16 protein-coding genes are annotated in these 18,223 nt (G+C 74.3%); 8 read left to right on the forward strand and 8 right to left on the reverse strand.

Annotated features, from left to right (window positions below):
* Window positions 1-34 precede the first annotated feature (34 nt).
* Window positions 35-991 carry an o-succinylbenzoate synthase gene (locus tag AH6_RS01355; RefSeq protein WP_245679116.1) on the forward strand — a complete coding sequence of 319 codons (957 nt, stop codon included), beginning with the start codon at window positions 35-37 and terminating at the stop codon, window positions 989-991.
* Window positions 988-2,658 carry a 2-succinyl-5-enolpyruvyl-6-hydroxy-3-cyclohexene-1-carboxylic-acid synthase gene (menD, locus tag AH6_RS01360; RefSeq protein WP_067472093.1) on the forward strand — a complete coding sequence of 557 codons (1,671 nt, stop codon included), beginning with the start codon at window positions 988-990 and terminating at the stop codon, window positions 2,656-2,658. Before AH6_RS01355 ends, menD begins: the two co-directional genes overlap by 4 nt.
* Window positions 2,659-2,816: 158 nt before the next feature.
* Here menD and AH6_RS01365 read toward each other — a convergent pair whose 3' ends face one another.
* On the reverse strand, window positions 2,817-3,647 hold the full coding sequence (locus AH6_RS01365; protein ID WP_067472096.1) for a tyrosine-protein phosphatase: 831 nt from the start codon (window positions 3,645-3,647) through the stop codon (window positions 2,817-2,819).
* A 354-nt stretch (window positions 3,648-4,001) separates the two neighbouring features.
* Here AH6_RS01365 and AH6_RS01370 point away from each other — a divergent pair, with 354 nt between their 5' ends.
* Window positions 4,002-5,024 (forward strand): fatty acid desaturase family protein, encoded by a 1,023-nt coding sequence (locus AH6_RS01370; RefSeq protein WP_067472099.1) that lies wholly within the window; start codon window positions 4,002-4,004, stop codon window positions 5,022-5,024.
* Between the two features lie 62 nt (window positions 5,025-5,086).
* The gene (locus tag AH6_RS01375) at window positions 5,087-5,899 is read left to right on the forward strand and encodes an Fpg/Nei family DNA glycosylase (protein ID WP_067472102.1); all 813 of its coding nucleotides are present in this window, start codon (window positions 5,087-5,089) and stop codon (window positions 5,897-5,899) included.
* Window positions 5,900-5,947: 48 nt separating this feature from the next.
* Here AH6_RS01375 and AH6_RS01380 read toward each other — a convergent pair whose 3' ends face one another.
* The 5 genes from AH6_RS01380 to AH6_RS01400 all read right to left on the reverse strand — a co-directional run bounded on the left by AH6_RS01380 (window position 5,948) and on the right by AH6_RS01400 (window position 10,875).
* Window positions 5,948-7,234, reverse strand: a complete 1,287-nt coding sequence (locus AH6_RS01380) for a cation:proton antiporter (protein ID WP_083982109.1) — start codon at window positions 7,232-7,234, stop codon at window positions 5,948-5,950.
* Window positions 7,235-7,246: 12 nt separating this feature from the next.
* Window positions 7,247-7,729 (reverse strand): cation:proton antiporter regulatory subunit, encoded by a 483-nt coding sequence (locus AH6_RS01385; RefSeq protein WP_067472105.1) that lies wholly within the window; start codon window positions 7,727-7,729, stop codon window positions 7,247-7,249.
* A gap of 150 nt (window positions 7,730-7,879) precedes the next feature.
* The gene (locus tag AH6_RS01390; protein ID WP_067472108.1) at window positions 7,880-9,115 is read right to left on the reverse strand and encodes an isochorismate synthase; all 1,236 of its coding nucleotides are present in this window, start codon (window positions 9,113-9,115) and stop codon (window positions 7,880-7,882) included.
* Window positions 9,116-9,351: 236 nt separating this feature from the next.
* A complete protein-coding gene (locus AH6_RS01395) occupies window positions 9,352-9,942 on the reverse strand; it encodes a biotin transporter BioY (protein WP_067472112.1) in 591 nt (196 codons plus the stop codon).
* 171 nt (window positions 9,943-10,113) lie between these two features.
* Window positions 10,114-10,875, reverse strand: coding sequence for a spermine/spermidine synthase domain-containing protein (locus AH6_RS01400; RefSeq protein WP_245679117.1), 762 nt, complete (start codon window positions 10,873-10,875; stop codon window positions 10,114-10,116).
* A gap of 91 nt (window positions 10,876-10,966) precedes the next feature.
* Between AH6_RS01400 and AH6_RS01405 the strand changes: the two genes are divergently transcribed.
* The 4 genes from AH6_RS01405 (at window position 10,967) to AH6_RS01420 (ending at window position 16,876) form a co-directional block, all read left to right on the forward strand.
* Window positions 10,967-11,755 carry an SDR family NAD(P)-dependent oxidoreductase gene (locus tag AH6_RS01405; protein WP_067472117.1) on the forward strand — a complete coding sequence of 263 codons (789 nt, stop codon included), beginning with the start codon at window positions 10,967-10,969 and terminating at the stop codon, window positions 11,753-11,755.
* Window positions 11,756-11,854: 99 nt separating this feature from the next.
* Window positions 11,855-12,742, forward strand: a complete 888-nt coding sequence (locus AH6_RS01410) for a universal stress protein (RefSeq protein ID WP_067472120.1) — start codon at window positions 11,855-11,857, stop codon at window positions 12,740-12,742.
* A gap of 518 nt (window positions 12,743-13,260) precedes the next feature.
* The gene (locus tag AH6_RS01415) at window positions 13,261-15,735 is read left to right on the forward strand and encodes a phosphoketolase family protein (RefSeq protein WP_083982111.1); all 2,475 of its coding nucleotides are present in this window, start codon (window positions 13,261-13,263) and stop codon (window positions 15,733-15,735) included.
* Window positions 15,736-15,763: 28 nt separating this feature from the next.
* Window positions 15,764-16,876: an acetate/propionate family kinase gene (locus AH6_RS01420; RefSeq protein ID WP_067472123.1), complete on the forward strand. Its 1,113-nt coding sequence runs from the start codon at window positions 15,764-15,766 to the stop codon at window positions 16,874-16,876.
* A gap of 105 nt (window positions 16,877-16,981) precedes the next feature.
* On the opposite strand, the gene AH6_RS01425 is transcribed toward AH6_RS01420, so the two are convergent.
* Entirely contained in the window at window positions 16,982-17,476 is a 495-nt protein-coding gene (locus tag AH6_RS01425; RefSeq protein WP_067472126.1) for a pyridoxamine 5'-phosphate oxidase family protein, read from the reverse strand.
* A gap of 91 nt (window positions 17,477-17,567) precedes the next feature.
* Window positions 17,568-18,212, reverse strand: coding sequence for a response regulator transcription factor (locus AH6_RS01430; RefSeq protein ID WP_067472413.1), 645 nt, complete (start codon window positions 18,210-18,212; stop codon window positions 17,568-17,570).
* Window positions 18,213-18,223 lie beyond the last annotated feature (11 nt).

Here is an 18,223-nt window from a genome sequence, read left to right on the forward strand (position 1 = left end):
GGGGGGTCAGCGGGTGCGGGTCTACTCCATCCCGATGCGGACGCGGTTCCGCGGTATCACGCAGCGGGAGGGTGTGCTCATCCAGGGACCGGCGGGCTGGGGCGAGTTCTCGCCGTTCGCCGAGTACGGCCCGGCCGAGTCGGCCCGGTGGCTGGCGGCGGCGCGGGAGGCGGCCTTCGACGGCTGGCCCGCGCCGGTGCGCGACCGCGTGCCGGTCAACGTGACGGTCCCGGCGGTCGGGCCGGAGCGCGCCCACGAGATCGTGCGCGCCTCGGGCTGCGGCACCGCCAAGGTGAAGGTCGCCGAGCGCGGCCAGGGCGACGCCGACGACCTGGCCCGCGTGGAGGCGGTGCGCGACGCGATCGGCCCCGGCGGCCGGGTGCGGATCGACGTCAACGGCGGCTGGGACGTCGAGCACGCCGCCCGCATGATCCGCTGGCTGGACCGCTTCGACCTGGAGTACGCCGAGCAGCCCTGCGCCACGCTGGAGGAGCTGGCCCGGGTGCGGCGCATGGTGGACGTGCCGGTGGCCGCCGACGAGTCGATCCGGCGCGCCGAGGACCCGCTGAAGGTCGCGGCGGCCGAGGCCGCCGACATCGCGGTGGTGAAGGTGCAGCCGCTGGGCGGCGTCGCGGCGGCGCTGCGCGTGGCCGAGGCCACCGGCCTGCCGGTGGTGGTGTCCAGCGCCGTGGAGACCTCGGTGGGCCTGGCGGCGGGGCTGGCGCTGGCCGCCGCGCTGCCCGAGCTGCCCTACGCCTGCGGCCTGGCGACGATGGCGCTGCTGGAGGACGACGTGGTCGCCGCTCCGCTGGTCGCCGAGGACGGCATGATCGCGGTGCGGCGCCCGGCCGTGGACGAGACCGCCCTGGCCCGCTGGGAGGTCGGCGGCGAGACGGCCGAGCGCTGGCGGCTGCGCCTGGAGCAGGCCCGCGCCCACCTGGACCCGGCCGGCCCGCAGACCCCCGCGACGATCGAAGAGGCGCGTCGATGAACCCCGCCACCGCCCTGGCCACCGTCCTGGTGGACGAGTTCCTGCGCTGCGGCATGACCGACGTGGTGCTGGCCCCCGGATCGCGGTCGGCGCCCCTGGCGCTGGCGCTGTACCACGCCGAGCAGGCGGGCCGGGTGCGGCTGCACGTGCGCGTGGACGAGCGCTCGGCGTCGTTCCTGGCGCTGGGCATGGCCAAACGCTCGGCCCGGCCGGTCGCGCTGATCTGCACCTCCGGCACCGCCGCCGCCAACTTCCACCCCGCGGTGATCGAGGCGCACGAGTCGGGCGTGCCGCTGATCGTGCTGACCGCCGACCGGCCGCCCGAGCTGCGCGACACCGGCGCCAACCAGACCGTCGACCAGGTCAAGCTGTACGGCACCGCGGCGCGCTGGAGCACCGAGATCGGCGTGCCGGAGAACCGGCCCGGCATGGTCGCCTACTGGCGGTCGCTGGTCAGCCGCGCCTGGGGGCTGGCGCAGGCGCCGGTGGCCGGGCCGGTGCACCTGAACGCCGCCTTCCGCGAGCCGCTGATCCCCGACGGCGACGAGTCGTGGTGCGAGCCGCTGGACGGCGACGCGACCGGCGCCTGGACCAAGATCCGGGCGGCGACGCCGGGCTCGGTGCTGCACGTGCCGCCGACCCGGCGCGGGGTGCTGGTGGTCGGCGACGGCGCGGCCAACGTCAAGCGGTACGTGGCGGCGGCGTCGATGGCGGGCTGGCCGGTGCTCGCCGAGCCCAACGGCAACGCCCGCTACGGCGACCACGCCCTGTCGGCGCACCACTTCCTGCTGGGCGTGCCGGAGTTCGTGGAGCGGCACCGGCCCGAGGTGGTGGTGACCATCGGCAAGCCGGGCCTGTCGCGGCCGCTGCTGTCGCTGCTGCGCCGCGCCGAGGAGCACATCGTGCTGTCGCCGGACCTGTCGCGCTGGCCCGACCCGGTGCGGTCGGCCACCCAGGTCGCCCAGGACATCGAGATCCCGGTGGTGTCGGGCGACGACGCGTGGCTGAAGTCCTGGCGCGCGGCCGACCTGGCGGCGGCCTCGGCGGTGGACGAGGTGCTGGACGCCCACCCGGAGGTGACCGAGCCGCGCCTGGCCCGCGACCTGGTCGCGGGCCTGCCGGGCGGGTCGCTGCTGTTCACCGCCGCGTCCATGCCGATCCGCGACCTGGACCAGGTGATGCGGCCCCGGCGCGGCATCCGCGTGATGGCCAACCGGGGCGCCAGCGGCATCGACGGCCTGGTGTCCACCGCGATGGGCGCGGCGCTGGTGCACAGCGGCCGCTCCTACGCGCTGCTGGGCGACCTGTCGTTCCTGCACGACCAGAACGGCCTGATCCTGGGGCCCGAGGAACGCCGCCCGGACCTGGCGCTGGTGGTGGTCAACAACGCCGGGGGAGGGATCTTCTCGCTGCTGCCGCAGGCGGCGCTGCGCGGCCCGTTCGAGCGGGTGTTCGGCACCCCGCACCAGGTGGACCTGGAGGCGGTCGCGGCGGCCCACCGGCTGCCCTACAAGCGGCTGGAGGCGGCCGCCGACCTGCCCAAGGCGCTGGTGGGGGAGGGGCTGCGGATGATCGAGGCCCGCACCGACCGGGAGGGCAACGCCGTGCTGCACGGCGAGATGCGCCAAGCCGCGCACCACGCGGTGCGCGGCCTGCTCGCGAGCTGAGGAGGGGGCGGGACGCCGCCGGGGACGGCGGAGCCGTCCCTCCTTTTTATCTCAGCACTCAACTTACAATGTAAAGGTGGTGGCTGGAGATGGATATCCATCTCCAGCCACCATCCAAAAACCTCCACAACGAAAAGCGCGCAGAATCGGGGAGCGGTTCAGTCGACCAGGCGGGCGCGCAGGGCGGCGGTGTCCTCGTCGGTCCAGCCGCGGGTGGTCAGCCAGGCGGTGACGCCGCCGTGCTCCTCGTCCAAGCGGGTGAGGAACTTGTCCATGATCGCGGCGTGCGGGGTGTGGCTGTCGGCGGGCCGGGAGTCGAGGTCGGCGGCGTAGGTGTCGCTGGCGCGCAGGCGGTCGAGGATCTGGGGGAGGCGCTCGCCGGTCTGGGCGTAGTCGGTGACGACGGCTTGGCGGGTGACGCCGGCGACGGTGAGGGCCAGGGCGCAGACGACGCCGGTGCGGTCCTTGCCGGCGGCGCAGTGGACCAGGGCGGCGCCGTCGGTGCGGGCCATGACGCGGAGGGCGGCGATGACGGAGTCGGCGCGGTCGCGGAGGTAGCCGAGGTAGTGGCCGGTGGAGCGTTCCTGTTCGGGGCCGTGGTCGCGGCGTTGTTGCCAGGGGAGGACCTTGTCGATGTCGACCGGGCCGGTTCCGGGGGCGTTGCCGTCGGTGGGGGTGTCGGCGGCGACGTCGGTGTGGCGGCCGCCTTCGGAGAACAGGGAGAGGTGGTGGACGGTCACCGAGGGGGTGCGGGTGAGGGGTCCGGGTCCTTCGAGGTGGACTTCGGGGTCGCTGCGCAGGTCGATGACGTTCTTGAGGCGGTAGTGGTCGAGCAGGAGGCGCGTGTCGGTGACGGTGAGGTCCTGGAGGTTGTCGGCGCGCAGGACGCGGCCGAGGCGGGTGGTGCCTCCGTCGGTGGTGGGGAGTCCGCCCAGGTCGCGGACGTTGACCGCACCTTCGAGATCGATCCATCGCGTGCGCTCGCTCATGGGTGGGGACTTTATCGGGGGGCCGTGACCTTTCCTTTACCCGGGGGTCGGGTGGGGGTGGGGTCGCGGGGTTGTCAAGGGGGGTTTGTTCCACCGGTGTCGGGGGGCTGGGCCCCGTGTGCGGGGGGCGGTGGGCGGTCAGGCTGGAGGCCGTCAGTGATGGTCTAGCTCGCGGGAGTGAGGAGGGGTGGGACCTGGGAGCCAGGTGGTGGATGGCTCCGTTGCGGGGCGACCGCTCGGTGCTCGGGTCCTTAGGTTCGTGGTGTGGGCGCTGTCGCGCCCGGTCCGTGCCTGGTCGGGGGTTGGCCCGGCCGTCCCGCCCTGTTCGCTTCGGCTCGTCTTCTGGAGGACTGTATGACCCTCGCCGTGACCGACCCGCCCGTGCGGACGGCCAGTGATTTCGGGCCGTTGGCGAAGCGGGTGCGTGCCGCCGGGCTGCTGGAGCGCCGTCGGGGTTACTACGTGCGGGCGATCGGGTTGAACCTGGCGGCGACGGCGGGTGTGTGGGCGCTGGTGGGGTGGGCGTCGGCGTCGTGGTGGGTGGTGTTGCTGGGGGTTCCGCTGGCGTTGTTGTCGACGCGGACGGGGTTCCTGGGGCATGACGCGGGTCATCGTCAGATCGCGAGGTCGCCGCGGGTGAACCGGGCGCTGGGGTTGTTCCTGGGCGATGTGATGTTGGGGATGGGGTACGGGTGGTGGAACGACAAGCACAACCGGCATCACGCGAATCCGAACCATGTGGACAAGGACCCCGATGTGGGGGAGGGCGTGCTGGCGTGGACGCGTGAGCAGGCGGGTCGGCGTCGGGGCGCGGGGGCGTGGTTGATCCGGCACCAGGCGGGGTTGTTCTTTCCGCTGCTGTTGCTGGAGGGGTTGAATCTGCAGGTCAGCAGTGTGCTGTATCTGCGGGGCAAGGCGTGGCGGGAGCGGTTGCTGGAGGGGACGCTGCTGGCGGTGCACCTGGTGGGGTATCTGGTGCTGGCGTTCACGTTGTTGTCGCCGGGGAAGGCGATCGTGTTGATGATGGTGCACCAGGGGTTGTTCGGGGTGCATCTGGGGGCGGCGTTCGCGCACAACCACAAGGGGATGGCGATGCCGGGTCCGGACGAGAAGTGGGATCACTTGCGGCGGCAGGTGTTGACGTCGCGGAACGTGCGCGGGGGTGTGGTGAATGACTGGTTGCTGGGTGGGTTGAACTACCAGATCGAGCACCATCTGTTCCCGAGTGTGCCGCGGCCGGTGTTGCGGCGGTTGCAGCCGATCGTGCGGGAGCACTGTGAGCGGGTGGGGCTGCCGTACACGGAGACGGGGATGGTCGAGTCGTACCGGCAGGCGCTGGGGCACATGCACGAGGTGGGGGAGCCGCTGCGGGGCTGAGGGTCCTGCCTGCGGAGGGTTCCGCCGCGTGGGGTCGTGGGGGCGCGTAGGCTTGGGCGGTTATGCCTGAGGGACACACCATTCATCGTTTGGCCGCCGAGCATCGGGAGATGTTCGGCGGCCGTGTCGTGCGTGTCGAGAGTCCGCAGGGGCGGTTCTCGGAGGGGGCGGCGCGGTTGGACGGCCGCCGTCTGTTGGAGGCCGACGCGCATGGCAAGCATCTGTTGTTGGGGTTCGAGGGTGAGCGGGTGTTGCACGTTCATCTGGGGATCTACGGGAAAGTGGCGTTCGGGGGGTTGCCGGTGCCGGCTCCGGTGGGGGCGGTGCGGTTGCGGCTGGTGGGTGCGGGCGGGTATGCGGATCTGCGGGGGCCGAACGCGTGCGAGCTGCTGGAGCCGGGTGAGGTGAAGGTGCTGCACGACCGGCTGGGGCCTGATCCGTTGCGGGCGGACGGCGATCCGGAGCGGGCGTGGCGGCGGGTGCGGCGGAGCCGGACGTCGATCGCGGCGTTGTTGATGGATCAGTCGGTGGTGGCGGGTCCGGGCAACATCTACCGGGCGGAGGTGTTGTTCCGTCAGGGGGTGCATCCGCTGGTGGCGGGGCGGGACCTGGGGGCCGGTGAGTGGGCGCGGATCTGGGCGGATCTGGTGGTGCTGATGGCCGAGGGTGTGCGGACGGGGCGGATCGACACGGTGCGGCCGGAGCACATGCCGGAGGCGATGGGGCGGGCGCCGCGGGTGGACGGTCACGGTGGTGAGGTGTACGTGTACCGGCGTGCGGGGTCGGGGTGCCTGGTGTGCGGGAGCGTGGTGCGGGCCGAGGTGCTGGTGGGGCGGAACCTGTTCTGGTGTCCGGGGTGCCAGCCGGAACGTTGATCGCCCGGTCGGCCGGCCCGCACAACGACGGGCCGGCCGGGGGTGGGGTCAGCGGGTGCTGTCGGCCGTGTTGTCGGCCGTGTTGTCGGCCGTGTTGTCGGCCGTGTTGTCGGCCTGGGCGGGGGCGGCGATGACGTCGTCGGTTGCGTCGTCGGTGGCGGTGGCGGGGGTGCCGGTGTTCTTGCGGGTGGCCAGGGCGTGGGCGAGGGGTTCGGCGGCGCGGGCCAGTAGGGGGCCGACGATGGCCAGGATGAGGACGTAGGCGGCGGCCAGGGGGCCGAGTTCGGCGTTGGTTCCGGCGGCGACGGCGAGTCCGGCGATGACGATGTTGAACTCGCCGCGGGGGATGAGGGCGGCGCCGGCGCGCAGGCGGCCGGGGGTGGAGATGCCGGCGCGGCGGGCGGCGAGCCAGCCGGTGCCGAGTTTGGTGGTGACGCCGGCGAGGGCGAGCAGGGCGGCGATGCCGAGGACGGGGGGCAGGTCGGCGGGGTCGGTGTGCAGGCCGAAGAAGACGAAGAACACGGCGGCGAACAGGTCGCGCAGGGGTTCCAGGAGTTTCTGGGCGCTGTGGGCGAGGGGTCCGGACAGGGCGATGCCGACGAGGAAGGCACCGACGGCGGCGGAGACCTGGAGTTGCTGGGCGATGCCGGCGACCAGGAGGGTGAGGCCGAGGACCTTCAGGAGCAGGACCTCGTCGCTGGGGCTGGCGACGAAGCGTTCGACGAGGCGGCCGTGGCGCAGGGCGACGAACAGGATGACGGTGATGGTGACGGCGGCGATGCCGAGGGCGGTGAGGCCGCCGACGAGTCCGGCTCCGGCGAGCAGGGCGGTGAGGATGGGCAGGTAGGCGGCCATGGCGAGGTCTTCGAAGACCAGGACCGACAGGACGGCGGGGGTCTCGCGGTTGCCGAGCCAGCCGAGGTCGCCGATGACCTTGGCGGTGATGCCGGAGGAGGTGACGTAGGTGATGCCGCCCATGGCGACGGCGGCGACCGGTCCCCAGCCCAGGAGCAGGGCGGCGATGACGCCGGGGGCGGCGTTGAGGGCGAGGTCGGCGAGGCCGACGGGGGCGGAGCTGCGCAGGGTGCCGACGAGTTCGTCGGCGGTGTATTCGAGGCCGAGGGTGAACAGCAGGAGGATGACGCCGACTTCGGCGCCGATGGCGACGAAGTCCTCGCTGGCGCCCAGGGGCAGGACGCCGCCGGAGCCGAAGGCGAGTCCGGCCAGCAGGTAGAGGGGGATGGGGGAGATGGAGAAGCGGACCGAGACGGCGCCGAGCAGTCCGAGGCCGAGGATGATGGCGCCGAGTTCGATGAGTTGGACGGCGGTGTGCACGGGCGGGGGCCTCTATCCGTCGGTGAGGATGGCCGCGACGGCGGCGGTGCCCTCGCCGGTGCCGACGACCATCACGGTGTCGCCGGGGGCGAACAGGAAGTCGGGGCGGGGGCTGGCCAGGACGCGGCCGTCGCGGATGACGGCGACGATGGAGGCGCCGGTGCGGGTGCGGGCCTGGGTGTCGGCGAGGGCGCGGCCGGAGTAGGGGGAGCCGGGGGTGATGGGGATCTGTTCGGTGACCAGTCCCTCGACCTGGCGGTGGAGGTCGGCGAGGCGTTCGACGACGCGGCCGGTGCCGAGGAGTTCGGCGATGGCGTTGGCCTCCTCCGGCGTCAGGGCGACGGTGGCCACGCAGGTGTCGGGGTCGTCCTTGCCGTAGACGACCAGGTCGCGGCGGCCGTTGCGGTGGGAGATCACCCCGAGTTGGCGGCCGCGGGCGGTGGTGAGCACGTGCTGGAGCCCGATGCCCGGCAGGGCGGTGCGTTCGACGTCCACGGTCCCTCTTCACCCGTCAAGTTCCAAAGCGGCGTTGACCACCATAAAGCACGACACAAAGGACTGCATTCCGGGCGTCCGTGATCCGGGCGTGCAGGTCAAGGCGGGGTCAAAGCGGGACCATTTGCAAGGAAAGTAAGCCGGGCGGGGTCAGCCTTCGAGGGCGTACTGCATGGCGCGGAACTTGTTCTGCGCCTCGGCGAGCTCGTCGGCGGGGACCGAGTCGGCCACGATGCCGCAGCCGGCGAACAGGCGGGCGCGGGTGCCGTCGATCTCGGCGCAGCGCAGCGCGATGCCCCACTCGCCGTCGCCGCGCGCGTCCACCCAGCCGACCGGGCCGGCGTAGCGGCCGCGGTCCATGGCCTCCAGCTCGCGGATGAGGTCCAGGGCGGTGTCGGTGGGGGTGCCGCAGACGGCGGGCGTGGGGTGCAGGGCCGCGACGACGTCCAGGACCGAGCGGGCCTCGTTCAGGCGGCCGTGGACGGCCGAGGCCAGGTGCATGACGTTGGGCAGGCGCAGCAGTTCGGGCTGGTCGGGGACCGACAGCTCGGCGCACAGCGGGGCCAGGGCGTCGCGCACCATCTCGGCGGCGTAGGCGTGCTCCTGGCGGTCCTTGGGGGAGGCGAACAGGCGCTCGGCGCGGCGGGCGTCCTGCTCGGGGTCGCCGCCGCGGGCGGTGGTGCCGGCCAGGACCAGGGAGTCGACGCGGTCGCCGGTGCGGCGGATCAGCAGTTCGGGGGTGGCGCCGACCAGTCCGGCGCAGGAGAAGGTGTAGCAGCCGGGGAAGCGGTCGGCCAGGCGGCGCAGCAGCACGCGGGCGTCGATGGGCTCGTCGGCGCGGGCGTACAGGTCGCGCGCCAGCACGGCCTTGCCCAGGCGGCCCGAGCGGATGCGCTCGACGGCGCGTTCGACGGCCTGCTCCCAGGCGGGCGCCGACAGCGCGCCGTCGCTCCAGCTCAGCCGGGACGGGGCGGCCGGTTCGCGGACCAGCGCCAGCGGGTCGGCGTCCGCGCCGACGGTGGTCAGCCACGCCACGCCGTCGCGGCGGCCCACCACCCAGCGCGGCACGATCAGCACCGAGTCGGGGGACTTGGGGTCGAAGCCGAAGCTGCCGAAGGCGACCGGGCCCGAGCCGGGCACCTGGACGGGGTCGTCGACGCTGGCCGCGCCGAACAGCTCGCGCAGCCACCGGTCGGCGGCGGCGAAGCGGTCCTCCCCGCCGGGCAGGCGCAGCCGTGCCGCCTCGCCCCAGCCCACGATGCCCTCGCCGTGCCGGATCCAGGCCAGCGCGGCGGGGTGGGGGAGCCGCGCGACCAGGTCGCCGGGGTCGGCGACCGGGGTGGTGCGGACGACGAGACGATCCGGAACGGTCACGGCGAGCTTCACGCCTGCCACAATACGGGAGAGTTGAACCTGTTCAAACAGGGGAGGCGGTCCGCCTCCTGAGGTGTGCGCCACACGCGGCGGGCGGTGGACGTCCCTCCCTGCGCAACGGCGGCCGGGCCCGCGGCATTCCCGCCCGGCACCCCGCCCCCGGGCAAAACACCAGGTGGAAAGCGTGCGGCGCGGGGACCGCATCACGGTCCCCGCGCCGCGTTCCGCTCGCAGAGGCGCTGGGGCGCTCAGGCCCGGCGGCCGGTGCCCAGCAGCTTCCACGCCCCCGGCAGCAGGCCCGCCGCCAGCAGCACCTTCAGCCCGTCGCCCAGCAGGAACGGCGTGACGCCCAGGCTCAGCGCCTTGCCCAGGTCCACCCCCAGCGACGCCATCAGGTAGGGGACGCCGACCGCGTACATCAGTGCGGTGCCCAGCACCATCGTGCCGACCGTGCGCAGCGGGGTCCGGTCGCCGCCGCGCGCGGCCAGCCGGCCGACCACCGCCGCCGCCAGCACGAAGCCCAGCACGTAGCCCAGCGTCGGCATCGAGGCGCCCGAGGTGCCCTCGGCGAACCACGGCACGCCCGCCATGCCCGCCAGCAGGTACACCAGCATCCCCAGCGCCGCGCGGACCGGGCCCAGCGCGGCGCCGGCCAGCAGCACCGCGAAGGTCTGGCCGCTCACCGGCACCGGCGTGCCGGGGATCGGCACCGCGATCTGCGCGGCGACGCCGACCAGCACGGCCGCGCCCGCGACCAGGCCCAGGTCGCGGGCCAGGGAACCGGGCAGCAGGTCGCCGAGCACGGCCGCGCGCCGCTGAACTGCTTGAGCAGTAGCCACAAAACCCTCCAAAGACGTTGTGTCACGGCGAAACCTAGCGAATCGCCTTACGGAAGGGGATCGGGCGGTCCGCCAAAGCGCAGGCCCGCAGTTTGTCGTCCCTGGTCAAACGCCTGGACCGGCAGCGTCCTCGCGCGGGGCCAGGGTTCCGCGCCGGGCCGTGCGCCGGGTTCAAAGACCAGATTCAGGGCCGGGGTCGGGGCCGGGGTTGCGCGCCAGGTACACCACGTCCGGTTCCCCGCGCGGCACCGGCACCGCCCGCGCCTCCACCGAGCCGAACCGCTCGCGCAGCGCCGCCTCGAACGCCGGGGCCGCGTTCGCGCTCCAGAACGCCAGCACCCCGCCCGCGCCCATCCGCCCCGCCAGGGCCGCCAGCCCCGCGCCCCGGTACAGGCGCGCGTTGCCCGGCGTCACCACCCAGTCCGGGCCGTTGTCGGTGTCCAGGCACAACGCCTCGAACCGCCCGTCGCCCTCCCCGGTGTCCCCGTCGCCCGAGCCGATCCACTCCACGAGGTCGGCGCACACCACCCGCACCCGCGGATCGTCGGCCGCGCCGCGCGAGAACGGCCGCAGCACGTCGCGGTGCCAGGCGATCACCGCCGGTTCCCGCTCCACCACCGTCACCCGCGCGACCGCCGGGTGCGCCACCGCCTCGGCCAGCGAGAACCCCACGCCCAGGCCGCCGATCAGCAGCCGCACCGGGCCCGCCAGCCCCTCCAGCGCCGTGCGGACCAGCAGCCGCTCGGACTCGCCGTTGCGGGTGTCCATCAGGAACACGCCGTTGGAGATGATCTCGAAGTGCTCGCCCGCGCGGCGCAGCACCAGCTCGCCGCCCACCCCCTCGGCGCGCTCCACCACCACCGGCCCGCCGGGCGGTCCGGACGGTGAAAAGGACCGGGAAGACGGGACGGAGGGCGGTGCGGCGGCGTCCATGCCCCCGACCCTAGCCATCCCGCCCGCGCCGCCGCGGGCTCCTGCGCGCGGGGGTGTCCAGAACGCCCGGCTCGGGCTAGTGTGCGGGGCCATGCCGGACCACCGACTTCTGCACGGACGTCGCCTGCTCGTCGTGGGCGCGGGCACCCGCCCCAGCGACGAACCCGATCCCCCCGTCGGCAACGGCCGCGCCATCGCCGTCGCCGCCGCCCGCGAGGGCGCCGAGGTCGCCTGCGCCGACCTGGACGAGACCGCCGCGGCCGGCACCGTCAAGTGGATCACCGAGGACGGCGGCCGCGCCCACGTGCTGACCGCCGACGTCGCCGACCCCGCCGCCTGCGACCGCATGGTCGCCGAGGCCGCCGCGCGCATGGGCGGCCTGGACGGCGTCGTCGTCAACGCCGGCATCGGCGCCGGCTACGGCCTGGGCGGCACCGCCACCGCCGACTGGGACCACGTCCTGGCCGTCAACCTGCGCGCCCCCTTCCTGGTCGCCAAGGCCGCGCTGCCGCTGCTGGCGGGCGGCGCGTCCCTGGTGTTCGTCGGGTCGCTGGCCGGCACCAAGCCCGGCAGCGCCTCCCCCTCCTACGACGCCTCCAAGGCGGGGCTGACCGGCCTGGTCCGCCACATCGCCGCCGAGGGCGCGCCGCAGGGCGTCCGCGCCAACGTGGTCGCGCCCGGCCTCATCGACACCGTCATGGGCCGCGCCGCCTCCGCCGGCAACACCGACCGCGACAAGGTCGCCCGCCTCATCCCGCTGGGCCGCCAGGGCAGCGCCTGGGAGGTCGCCGACGCCGCGGTGTTCCTGCTGTCGCCCCGCGCCTCCTACGTCACCGGCCAGGTCCTGCACGTCGACGGCGGCCTGTCCACCCTCCGCTGACCCTGCCCCCGTGGCGTCGCGCCCGCCGGGCGACCAACGGCCGGCGGCCGGGGACCAAGGTCCTTCGCTCCGCCACTTGCGGCCGGTTAACGTGCGGGTATGAACCAGATCCTTGTCGGCATCGACGAATCAGACCTCAGCACCGCCGCGCTCGACTGGGCGATCGACGAGGCCCGCCGCCGCGGCGCCGGCCTCCGGGTCCTGCACGCCGTGCTGCCCTGGCTGCTGCGCGACCCCGCCGAGGCGGGCACCGACCCCAAGATCGCCGAGATCCGCGAGTGGATGGTCGAGTGCGGCCGCCAGACCCTGGACCGCGGCCTCACCCGCGTCCGCGACCGCGCCCCCGACCTGGAGGCGACCGGCGCCATGGTCGCCGGGCCCTCCTCGCAGGCGCTGGTCCGGGCCGCCGAGGGGGCGCTCATGACCGTCGTCGGCACCCACGGCGCCAACGCCCTGAGCGGGATGGTGCTGGGCTCGGTGGCCTGGCAGGTCGCCGCGCACGCCCCCGGCCCCGTCGTGGTCGTGCGCGGCGACGGCAGCGGACCGCACGGCGAGATCGTCGTCGGCGTCGACGGCTCGGACGGAAGCGACGCCGCGCTCGGCTTCGCCTTCCAGGAGGCCGCGCTGCGCGGCGCGCGGCTGCGCGCCGTCCTCGCCTGGACCTTCCCCATGCCCACCGGCGGACCGGCCGGGTTCGTGCCCGCCGTCTACGACCCGGAGATCGTCGCCGCCGACGAGAGCCGCGTCCTGACCGAGGCGCTGGCCGGATGGCGCGAGAAGTACCCCGAGGTGACGGTGGCGCCCGAGGTCGTGCACGGCACCGCCGCCCGCGTCCTGGGCGGCGCGTCGGCCCGCGCCGACCTGCTGGTGGTGGGCTCGCGCGGCCGCGGCGGCTTCGCCGGCCTGGTCCTCGGCTCGGTCAGCCACGCCATGCTGCACCGCTCCCACTGCCCCGTCGCGGTGATCCGCCCCACCGGCGACGCCTGACCCCGCGCCCGGCCGCACCACCCGGCCGCACCGGCCGCGTCCGCTGATCGCGCTGACCGATCACTGCGGCCGCAGCGCACCCCGACCGCCCCCTTCGCCCAGGGGGCGGTCCCTTTTTTGTCCCCGTCCCGCCGGCCAGAGGTCCCTTGCCGGACCGACCTTCGCCCCTGACCGCGCGGCCACGGCCGGTGATGAGCTGGAGGCGTCCGCACGACAGGAGGGCAGCCCATGGACGCCAGCGGCACCGGCGCTCCCGCCGTCCCGGGCGCCGTTCCCGGCCGTCGGGACAGGCCCGCCAGCTGCGGCGCGGCCCTCCGCACCCGGCGTTTGGCCGTCTGGAACGCCGGGTACGCGCTCGAAGTCCGAAATCTGCCCGCCCCCAGGCCGAGACCACGCTGCGCACACCCGCATGCACACCCGCACGCACACCCGCACCGCGCCAGGCGGCAGGACGGCGTCCACCAGGACGCCCGCCCCGGCGACCCGCCGCCCACCTGCACCGTCAAGGAGCCCCGCCCATGAGCGACGCCCCCACCGGCAGCACCGGCACCGACAGCACGCCCACCGGCACCTCCGTCGACACGTCCGGCACCCCCGCAGGCACTCCCACGGGCACCTCCACGGGCACCGCGGCCGCGCCCTCCGACGACGACCTGCGCCTGGTCGACGCCCACTGGCGCGCCGCCAACTACCTGTCGGCCGGCCAGATCTACCTGCTGGACAACCCGCTGCTGCGCCAGGAGTTGCGGCCCGAGCACATCAAGCCGCGCCTGCTGGGCCACTGGGGCACCTCACCGGGCCTGAACTTCTGCTACAGCCACCTCAACCGCGCCATCACCGCCCGCGACCTCGACATGATCTACATCATGGGGCCCGGCCACGGCGGCCCCTCCGCGGTCGCCAACGCCTGGCTGGAGGGCACCTACAGCGAGGTCTACCCCGACGTCTCCCAGGACGGGCGCGGCATGGCCCGGCTGTTCCGCCAGTTCTCCTTCCCCGGCGGCGTGCCCAGCCACGTCGCGCCCGAGACGCCCGGCTCCATCCACGAGGGCGGCGAGCTCGGCTACTCCCTGGCGCACGCCTACGGCGCCGCGTTCGACAACCCCGACCTGGTGGTGGCCTGCATCGTCGGCGACGGCGAGGCCGAGACCGGCGCGCTGGCCGCCAGCTGGCACTCCACCAAGTTCCTCGACCCCGTCCACGACGGCGCGGTCCTGCCCATCCTGCACCTGAACGGCTACAAGATCGCCAACCCGGCGGTGCTGGCCCGCGTCCCCGAACCCGAACTGCTGCGCCTGTTCGAGGGCTACGGCCACCGGCCCCTGGTCGTCAGCGGCGACGACCCCGCCCCGCTGCACCGCCAGATGGCCGCCGCCCTCGACCGGGCCCTGGACGAGATCGCCGCCATCCAGGCCGACGCCCGCGCCGCCGCGGAAACGGGCACGCCCGCCGAGCGCCGCCCCTGGCCGATGATCATCCTGCGGACCCCCAAGGGCTGGACCGGCCCCCGGCAGGTCGACGGCCTGCCCGTCGAGGGCACCTGGCGCTCCCACCAGGTCCCCCTGTCGGGCGTGCGCGACAACCCCGAGCACCTCGCCCAGCTGGAGGCGTGGCTGAAGTCCTACCGCCCCCACGAGCTGTTCGACGACGACGGCCGCCCCGTCCCCGAACTGCGCGCCCTCACCCCCACCGGCCGCCGCCGCATGAGCGGCAACCCCCACGCCAACGGCGGCCTGCTCCTGCACCCCCTGGACCTGCCCGACTTCCGCGACCACGCCGTCCCCGTCGACAAACCCGGCGCCGCCACCGCCGAACCCACCCGCGTCCTCGGCCGCTTCCTGCGCGACGTCGTCCGCCGCAACCCCCGCACCTTCCGCCTCATGGGCCCCGACGAGACCGCCTCCAACCGCCTGGACGACGTCTTCGACGTCACCGACCGCGTCTTCACCGGCGAGCGCCTGGACACCGACGAGCACCTGGCCCCCCACGGCCGCGTCATGGAGGTGCTGAGCGAGCACCTGTGCCAGGGCTGGCTGGAGGGCTACCTGCTCACCGGACGCCACGGCCTGTTCAACAGCTACGAGGCGTTCGTCCACATCGTCGACGCCATGTTCAACCAGCACGCCAAATGGCTCAAGGTCACCCGCCACCTGCCCTGGCGCGCCCCCGTCGCCTCCCTCAACTACCTGCTGTCCTCCCACGTGTGGCGCCAGGACCACAACGGCTTCACCCACCAGGACCCCGGCTTCCTGGACGTGGTGGTGAACAAGAAGGCCGAGGTCGTCCGCGTCTACCTGCCGCCGGACGCCAACACCCTGCTGTCGGTCGGCGACCACTGCCTGCGCTCGCGCGACTACGTCAACGTCGTGGTCGCCGGCAAGCAGCCCACCCCCACCTGGCTGCCCATGGACCAGGCCGTCCTGCACTGCGCCCGCGGCATCGGCATCTGGGAGTGGGCCTCCACCGACGGCGGCGCCGACCCCGACGTCGTGCTGGCCTGCGCCGGCGACGTCCCCACCCTGGAGACCCTCGCCGCCGCCGACCTGCTCCGCCGCCACCTCCCCGACCTGCGCGTCCGCGTCGTCAACGTCGTCGACCTCATGCGGCTGCAACCCGACTCCGAACACCCCCACGGCCTGTCCGACGCCGAGTACGACGCCATCTTCACCACCGACAAGCCCGTCATCTTCGCCTTCCACGGCTACCCCTACCTCGTCCACCGCCTGGCCTACCGCCGCAACGGCCACCACCACCTGCACGTGCGCGGCTACAAGGAGGAGGGCACCACCACCACGCCCTTCGACATGGTCATGCTCAACGACCTGGACCGCTTCCACCTGGTCATGGACGTCATCGACCGCGTCCCCTCCCTCGGCGGCCGCGTCGCCCACATCCGCCAGCAGATGGCCGACCGGCGCCTGGCCCTGCGCGCCCACACCCGCGCCCACGGCGAGGACGCCCCCGAGATCCGCGACTGGACCTGGCCCTACTGACCGGCCCCACCGAGAAGGGACCACGCCCGTGCGGATCCTCACCGTCAACCCCGGCTCCAGCAGCCTCAAACTCAGCCTGCTGGACGCCGACGACACCGTGCTCGCCGAGACCGGGCTGCCCATGGACGCCCCCGACAGCGCCGGCGAGCATGCCGGCGAACGCCTGGCCGCCGCCGTCGCGCGCCTGCCCCGCCCCGACGCCGTCGGCCTGCGCTTCGTGCACGGCGGCCCCCACCTGGTCCACCCCGTCACCGTCGACGACGAGGTCGCCAAGGAACTCCACACCCTCATCGACCTGGCGCCCCTGCACCAGCCCCTGTCCCTGCACGCCCTCGGCGAGATCGGCCGCGCCCTGCCCGGCGTCCCCGTCGTGGCGTGCTTCGACACCGCCTTCCACGCCGCCCTGCCCGAGGCCGCCACCACCTACGCCCTGCCCGCACCCTGGCGCGAACGCTACGGCCTGCGCCGCTACGGCTTCCACGGCCTGTCCCACGCCTACGCCACCCGCCGCGCCGCGCACCTGCTGGACCACGACCCCGCCGCCCGCCGCGTCGTCGTGTGCCACCTCGGGTCCGGCGCGTCCCTGGCCGCCGTCCACGACGGCAAACCCGTCGACACCACCATGGGCTTCACCCCCCTGGAAGGCCTGGTCATGGCCACCCGCGCCGGCAGCATCGACCCCGGCATCCCGCTGTGGCTCATCAAGCACGGCGTCCCGCCCGAGGAGGTCGCCGACGCCCTGGACCACCGCTCGGGCCTGCAGGCCCTCGCCGGCACCGGCGACATGCGCCGCATCCGCGAGAGCGCCGCCGCCGGCGATCCCCGCGCCGCCACCGCCCTGGACGTCTACCACCACCGGCTGCGCGCCTGCGCCGCCGCCATGACCGCCGCCCTCGGCGGCCTGGACGTCCTGGTGTTCACCGGCGGCGTCGGCGAACACGACCCCCGGCTGCGCGCCCGCGCCACCGCCGGCCTCGCCCACCTCGGCGCCGCCCTCGACCCCGAACGCAACGCCCACGCCAGCGGCGACACCGACCTCACCGCCGCAGGCGCCCGCACCCGCACCCTGGTGATCACCTCCCGCGAGGACCTGGAGATCGCCGCAGGCGTGCGCCAAGCCCTCGGCCACAGCGCCGCATGAGGAACCAGGCGGCGTAAGGAGGCGGCGCAAGGAACCGGGCGGCGCCGCGTCGGGACGGCCGGAAGCCAGGGACGGCCACCACCCGGGGACGGCCGGAACCGGAGGTCAGCCGGCCGGGCAGCCGGCGGCCTCGCCGGCCCTCCGGCCGGGCTGTCCGGGCTGGCGGGGCTGGCCGGGGCGCGGCGGTATGCGGCGGCCCGAAACCGTCTCGGGCCGGATCCGGAGGAACAGGCTGTCGGCCTCGTCGATCCACGGGCTGAGCGGCAGATCCCCCAGCGCCGCCAGCTCCGCCGCGCCGGTCACCGGGCGGGCGTGCCCCACCACCACGACCGACCAGCCGCTGCGCGTGACCGCGTCGTACTCGTCGGCCTCGAACGCCACCACCGCGTTGCGCGCCGCCACGGCCAGCCGCGACGACGCCGAGGTGCGGATCACGATGTCGCCGCCGCGCATCGAGAAGTTGACCGGCTGGACCGCCGGCAGCGCCCGGTCGGTGAACACGATCCGCCCCAGCGGCGCGCCCGCCAGCAGGGACCGGCATTGGTCGGCGTCCAGGACCTCAAGGCCCCCACGGTCGTAGCGCGTGCGGTCGTAGTGCATGGAGTCAAGGCTCGCCGCCGCGCCGCCGCGCCACCAGAGACCAAGGTCCCTTCCCCGGGGCCCGTCCGCCCGGACGTCCCGCCGGGGCCGGTCAGCGCCCGCCGAGACCGTTGTCGCCCCGCGCGTCGGCCTTGAGCTGCGCGGCGAACGCGGCCGCCTGCGTGCGGCGGCTCATGTTCAGCTTGGCGAACAGGTTGGACACGTAGTTCTTGACGGTCTTCTCCGCCAGGTACATGCGCTCGCCGATCTGCCGGTTGGTCAGCCCCTCGCCGATCAGCTCCAGGATCTGCCGCTCCTGGTCCGACAGCGCCGCCAGCGGGTCCTTGCGCTCCTGCCGCTCGCGCAGCCGCGCCAGCATCCGCGCGGTGCTGCGCGGGTCCAGCAGCGACTGCCCCGACGCCACCGTGCGCACCGCCCCCACCAGGTCCGAACCGTGGATCTGCTTGAGCACGTACCCCGCCGCGCCCGCCATCACCGCGTCGAACAGCGCCTGCTCGTCGTCGAAGGAGGTCAGCATCAGGCACGCCACCTCCGGCATCCGCGACCGCACCTCGCGGCACACGCTCACCCCGTCGCCGTCGGGCAGCCGCACGTCCAGCACCGCCACGTCCGGGCGCGCCGCCGGGATCCGCGCCAGCGCGTGGTCGGCCGTCCCGGCCTCGCCCACCACCTCGATGTCGTCCTCGGCCGACAGCAGCGCCGCCACGCCCCGCCGCACCACCTCGTGGTCGTCCATCAGGAACACCC

Origin of the sequence: Actinomadura hibisca NBRC 15177 (genome assembly GCF_001552635.1) — a bacterium.
GTDB lineage: Bacteria > Actinomycetota > Actinomycetes > Streptosporangiales > Streptosporangiaceae > Spirillospora > Spirillospora hibisca.